The following is a 5,471-nucleotide window of genomic DNA, read 5'->3' on the forward strand; positions in this document are numbered from 1 at the left end:
CCCCTGTCGAGCCCGCCGTCTCCGGCGCCCGCCAGCAGGAACCGCAGCCCCGCCATCCGGAAGGGCGGAAAGCCCGTCAGCGCGAACCGCATCGCCAGGTAGGTGGACCCCCAGATGACGTAGAGCGCGAAGAGGCTGAACAGCAGCGCGCCCCGGCGGGGTGCCTGCTCGGTGGCTTCAGACAGGAGGGCGGGCGCCGGAGACGGCGGGCTCGACAGGGGCGTGGTGGAGGTGGACACGGCGGGGGCCTTCTAACCCCCGGCCCCACCCGGGGCGATGTGCGCTTTGCCGTACCCTCCAGGGCGGCCAGGAAGCCGGTGCGACGCCTGCCTGCTCCGTGGAATGCGCCCCCTGGATTGAATGCCCCAGGCGTCCCTCTTAGAATTCTACAGGAAGCGCGGAGGCCGGAAGGTTCGGGCCGTCGGCTACCGGAGTGTGAGCAGCAATGCCGGACGAGCTGGGTGAACGCGAGAAGGAAGTCCTCCGTGCCGTGGTGCAGGAGTACATCACCACGGGCGGTCCCGTCGGCAGTCAGCAGCTGACGCGCCGCGGGGAGTTCGAGGTCTCCTCCGCCACGATGCGCAACGTGCTCGCCGACCTGGAGGCCCTGGGCTTCCTGGAGAAGCCCCACACCTCCGCCGGACGCGTCCCCACCGACCGGGGCTACCGCTTCTACGTGGACACCCTGGTGAAGCTGCGCGACCCCGCGCCGCGCGACCGCGAGCTCATCCACGCGGGCCTCGTGCACGAGTCCAACCTGGACGACATCCTGTCGGAGGCCAGCCGCGTCCTGCACTCGCTCACCCGCCACGCGGGCGTCGTCCTCACGCCCCGCCCTGATGCCGCCAGGTTCCAGCGCATCGAGTTCCTGCGCCTGCGCGAGGACCGCGTCCTCGCCATCCTCGTCGGCCAGAACGGCCAGGTGCACAACAAGGCCCTCACCGTGGACTTCCCGGTGACGTCCGACGAGCTGGTCAAGGCCAGCAACTACCTGTCCGAGCTGCTCCACCAGGTGCCCCTGGAAGAGGCCCGCGAGCGGATCCGCGCGGAGATGGATCAGGACCAGGCCCTCTACAACGCGCTCACCGCCAAGGCCCTGAAGCTGGGCGCGGCCGCCACCGACCTCCAGACGTCCGAGCGCGTGCTCATCGAAGGCACCGGCTCCTTCCTGGAGCAGCCGGAGTTCGCGGACGTGGAGCGCATCCGCGCGCTGTTCCGCGCCCTGGATGAGAAGCACAAGCTGCTCCACCTCCTGGACCGCGTGCAGCGCACCAAGGAGATGCATGTCTTCATCGGCGCGGAGAGCGAGTTCTCCGCCGCCGGCGACGTCACCGTCATCGCGAGCCCCTACGGCACGGCCGAAGCGGTGCTGGGCACGGTGGGCGTCATCGGGCCCACGCGCATGGACTACCGGCGCGTGATTCCCCTGGTGAACTTCACCGCGCAGGTGCTCTCCTCCGTGCTGGAGAAGGCGTAGCCCTCCGGCCGCGTTACTGCGGCGCGGGGGCGTAGACGCGCAGCGCGGCCGTGGCGACCTCGAAGCGCATGGGCGTCATGCCCACGTTCTCCCCGTCCGCGTTCACCTCCATGGGAGGTTCCGTCTCCACGGTGAGGCGGGCGGTGTCCAGGTGCACGACGGACTCGTGCTCCAGGTGTCCGCCGCTGCGCATGCCCAGCGCCACGCGCGCCAGCGTGGCCACGTCCTGCAGGTGGCCCAGGCCCGTGCGCTCGCCGCTGCCGTCCGCGGCCGACGGCGCGGTGATGGCGTAGACGTGCAGCCGGCGGTCATCCAGCGTCGCGTCCGGCGCCACCATGTTGCCCGCGCCGTGGTAGCGGCCGTTGCCCACCACCAACTGGAGCGCGTCCAATTCCAGCGTCCTGCCTTCCGCCTGGAGGCGGACGTGGAAGGGCTGCAGCGTGCGCATCTCCGCGGCGGCGGCCATCGGGTACGCCAGCTTGCCGGCGCGCTGCTTCAGCTCCTGCGTCAGCCGCTTCGCGATGGCGGTGGTGAGCCCCAGGCTGGCCGCGTTGAGGAAGGGCCGGCCGTTGACGAGCCCCACGTCCACGCGCGCCGTGTAGCCGCCCACGATGACGTCGCACGCGGCCTCGATGGTGTCCGGGATGCCCAGGGAGCGCGCGAAGTCGTTGCCGGTGCCCAGGGGCACCACGCCCAGCGTCACGTCGCGGTTCATCAACACCTGCGCCGCGCAGCTGATGGTGCCGTCGCCTCCTCCCACGAGGACGCGGCGGGCCCCCGAGGCGATGGCCTCCTCGAGCACCGAGCGCAGGCGCTTGGGCTTGGACAGCGCGTGCGCGGCCAGCAGGGGAATGCCCCGCGCGGTCAAGAGCGCCCGGGCCTCCTCGAAGGCCACGCGCCCCGAACGGGAGCGCGTGTTGACCACCAGGACCGCGGGTCCCTCGTCCAGGTGCCGGAGGCGGGGAGGTGCGTTGAGTGCGGGTTCCAGGGGCGACCTCTGCTTTCTGTGCCGGCCTGCAACCTGCGCACGACCGGACAGCCGCACCAGTCCGCGTCCCAGAGAAAAGGGCAGGGCGCTGTCCATTCCCGGGACACGCGGGGCGGAAGGTTCCTGGGGTGGACAGGGGTAGGGGGCCATCGGGTTTCCTGCCCCGCCGGACATGCTCACCTTCCAGGCGACGCGGGCTCCCACTGGAAGGCCGCGCCGCGAACCGTCTCCAGGAGGGTGATGCATGGCACGTGGAAGCAAGGCGAAGTACTCGGAGAAACAGAAGCGCATGGCCGAGCACATCGAAGAGGGCTACGAGGAGAAGGGCGCCGGCGAGAAGACCGCCGAGTCCCGCGCGTGGGCCACCGTCAACAAGCTCACCGGCGGCGGGATGAAGGGCGGCTCCGGCAGCAAGGCGAAGGTGGCCCGCAGCCGTCCCGCGGCCCGCAAGAACGCGCGCAAGGCGGGGCGCATCGGCGGCAAGCGCCGCGCGGCGGCCGCGAAGAAGACGTCCACCGCCAGCCGTCGCAAGGCCACGCCCGCACGGGCCAGGCGCGCCACCACCGGCCGCAAGGCCACGCGCACGGGCACCGCCGGCAAGCGCTCCACGGCGCGCAAGAGTCCCGCGCGCAAGAGCACGGCGCGCAAGAGCCCGTCCCGTTCGCGCACGGCGAAGCGCGGCGCCTCGCGCAAGTAGCGCGTCGGACCGGGGGCTTGCCGGTGGCCATGAACGTGGCCGCCGCAAGCACCGGATGCCCGGGCTACCGCTTCAGCGCGACTCCTCGTCCTTGGAGGAGTCCCGCGCCGGCGCATCCCACGGCCAACCCTCCGGGTCCTGCTCCAGCCGGCGCAGCAGCTCCGCGGGGTCCTTCGCGAGCGTGCGGCACCCGGCCGTGAGCAGGTTGTCCTTGCCGAAGCCGCCGCACAGCATGCCCACCGTCCCCAGGCGCAGCTTGCTGGCGGCGAGGGCGTCGTAGGGCGTGTCGCCCACCACCGCCACCGTGGCGGGGTCCGGCTTGCCCAGCCTGGCCATCGCTACCTCGAAGATGTCCGGGTGGGGCTTGCTCTTGGCGGACTCGTCCGCGTTCGTCTTCGCCTCGAAGAGGCCGTCGATGCCGCACAGCTCCACGTAGCGCTTGAGCTCGTCTTCCTTCGCGCTGGAGGCCAGGGCCACCTTGCGGTCGCGCTTGCGCAGCAGCTGGAACAGCTCCTTCACGCGCGGGAAGGGGCGCACCTTGGGCAGGAACTCACGCTTGAAGAGCGCGGAGCGGTACTCATCCAGGTCCTTGCCGAAGCGCTCCAGCTCCTCGTCGTTGAAGAAGACGGGCAGCAGCTGATCCGAGCCCTTGCCAATCTGGCTGCGCACGTGGGCGAAGGGGATGTCCCGACCGAACTCGATGAACGACCGGCGCCAGGCCTCGGCGTGCTCGTCCACCGAATCTATCAGCGTCCCGTCCACGTCGAAGATGACGTTATCAACCATGGGCAGCACCCTCCGCCGTCCAAGGTGGCGACGGAGGGCGTGCCGGTCAACCGCCCGTGGGGGGCTTCGGTCCACTCTCCTGCGTTGCGCTGTCCACGAGTGTCCGGGTCTGCACGCTATAACCGTCCGGCGCGGCGGGGGTGAAGGCATCGTTGGGCAGCGGCGCCTTCAGGTCCACGCGCGACAGCGCCGTCTCCCCCACCTGCAGGCCGGCCACGTGGCGCGTGAGCTTGCGCGGCACGCACAGCCCCAGCTCCGCGTCGCAGTGCTCCTCCTCCATCCGCACCTCGGCTTGCGTGCCGTCGGGCGCACGCGTGCGCTTGGCGAGGAAGTCCAGCGTGGGCCAACGCAACACGTAGGTCACCACCACGCCTCCTCCCGCGTCGCCCTCCAGCGGCATGGACAGCTCCACCGCCTCCTTCGCCTTCGGATGGGTCACCCCCCGGCGCGCCTTCGTGCTGCGCAAGAGCAGCGGCGCGCGGAAGCCGTCCGGCACGAAGGGGGTGAACACCTCCGTGAGGAAGGCGGACAGCTTCTCTGCGGAGACCTCCGAGGTGAACGTCGTGAACTGCTTGTTCGCCTCCACCTGTTCGTACAGGTGCTTGCCGTCCCAGGACACCGTGCGCGCCGGCTGCGTCACCGTGCCGCGCATCTTCTGGGGCGCGCGGTACGCGAACGTGAAGCCCGCGGACAGGCTGTCGCCTTCCTTCTGCGTGCCTTCCAGCTGGTAGTTCAGGAGCTTCGCGTCGCGCGCGGCCAGCTTCTCGCGCACCTGCGCCATCAGCTCCGTGTCATCCCCACTTCCGGAGGAGGACGAACGGCACGCGAGGAGGCTCAGCAGGGGCAGCAGGAGGAGGGCGCGCATGAGGGAAGGCTCCGGAAATGAAAGAGGCCCCACTGTCGCCAGGGGGCCTCTTGGGTCTGCCCCGGTGAAGGGGCAGGGGGACTACTTCACCGCCACGCCGGTCGCGGAGGAGCTGGTGATGCCGATGATGGTGCCGAACAGCGCGAAGATGCCGTGACGGGGCGTGGTGCTCGCCGACTTCAGGTCGACCTTCGAGGCGCCCATGGCCTTCGCCTCGCTGATGAGGAGCTTGTTCACGACCGTGTCCAGGTCGCTCTGCACGATGTCGATGATGTGGAAGATCGCCGTCAGGCCCAGCGCGTTACCCTGGATCACGGCCACGGCCTCGCCGTTGGCGGCGATCTCGGAACCGGAGACAACGGCGGACTCAACGCTGGTGCAGCCCACGAGGGAGGCGGCGGCAACGGCGGACAGGATGAGCTTCTTCATGGTTTTCTCCCCAACAGATGGTTGCTTGCACGGTGGCGGGCCGCCCTGGACGGGCGCCCCGCCGTTTGATGGAACCCCAAGCGGCGCGGTTCGTACCAGAAGTCAACTTCAAGTCAAGGACCCGGGTCGGGGTAGTCCGAGTTGTGTTTTACACTTCATCCGCAGGGGGACCCGGGACAGGTCGCCCCCTGGGCGGACGTGAGGCATCTTCGCGCATGCACCCGGTTTC

At 70.2% G+C, this 5,471-nt stretch carries 6 protein-coding genes and 1 pseudogene; 2 read left to right on the forward strand and 5 right to left on the reverse strand.

Going from position 1 to position 5,471, the window contains the following annotated elements; translation table 11 throughout:
• Positions 1–239 (reverse strand): annotated as a pseudogene (locus D7Y13_RS37830) (drug/metabolite exporter YedA); the annotation flags it as partial.
• Positions 240–445: 206 nt separating this feature from the next.
• Here D7Y13_RS37830 and hrcA point away from each other — a divergent pair.
• Positions 446–1,477 carry a heat-inducible transcriptional repressor HrcA gene (gene hrcA / locus D7Y13_RS37835; RefSeq protein ID WP_120536890.1) on the forward strand — a complete coding sequence of 344 codons (1,032 nt, stop codon included), beginning with the start codon at positions 446–448 and terminating at the stop codon, positions 1,475–1,477.
• A gap of 13 nt (positions 1,478–1,490) precedes the next feature.
• Here hrcA and D7Y13_RS37840 read toward each other — a convergent pair whose 3' ends face one another.
• Entirely contained in the window at positions 1,491–2,402 is a 912-nt protein-coding gene (locus tag D7Y13_RS37840) for a lipid kinase (RefSeq protein ID WP_233595690.1), read from the reverse strand.
• Positions 2,403–2,709: 307 nt separating this feature from the next.
• On the opposite strand from D7Y13_RS37840, the gene D7Y13_RS37845 reads away from it, so the two are divergent.
• The gene (locus tag D7Y13_RS37845) at positions 2,710–3,162 is read left to right on the forward strand and encodes a transcriptional regulator (protein ID WP_120584404.1); all 453 of its coding nucleotides are present in this window, start codon (positions 2,710–2,712) and stop codon (positions 3,160–3,162) included.
• A gap of 72 nt (positions 3,163–3,234) precedes the next feature.
• On the opposite strand, the gene D7Y13_RS37850 is transcribed toward D7Y13_RS37845, so the two are convergent.
• From D7Y13_RS37850 to D7Y13_RS37860, 3 genes are all read right to left on the reverse strand, one after another.
• Positions 3,235–3,948, reverse strand: coding sequence for an HAD family hydrolase (locus D7Y13_RS37850; RefSeq protein ID WP_120536893.1), 714 nt, complete (start codon positions 3,946–3,948; stop codon positions 3,235–3,237).
• Positions 3,949–3,994: 46 nt separating this feature from the next.
• Positions 3,995–4,813, reverse strand: a complete 819-nt coding sequence (locus D7Y13_RS37855; RefSeq protein ID WP_120536894.1) for a hypothetical protein — start codon at positions 4,811–4,813, stop codon at positions 3,995–3,997.
• An 81-nt stretch (positions 4,814–4,894) separates the two neighbouring features.
• The gene (locus D7Y13_RS37860) at positions 4,895–5,242 is read right to left on the reverse strand and encodes a hypothetical protein (RefSeq protein ID WP_120536895.1); all 348 of its coding nucleotides are present in this window, start codon (positions 5,240–5,242) and stop codon (positions 4,895–4,897) included.
• Positions 5,243–5,471: the final 229 nt, after the last annotated feature.

The sequence above is a fragment of the Corallococcus praedator genome, from assembly GCF_003612125.1.
GTDB classification, from domain to species: Bacteria; Myxococcota; Myxococcia; order Myxococcales; family Myxococcaceae; genus Corallococcus; species Corallococcus praedator.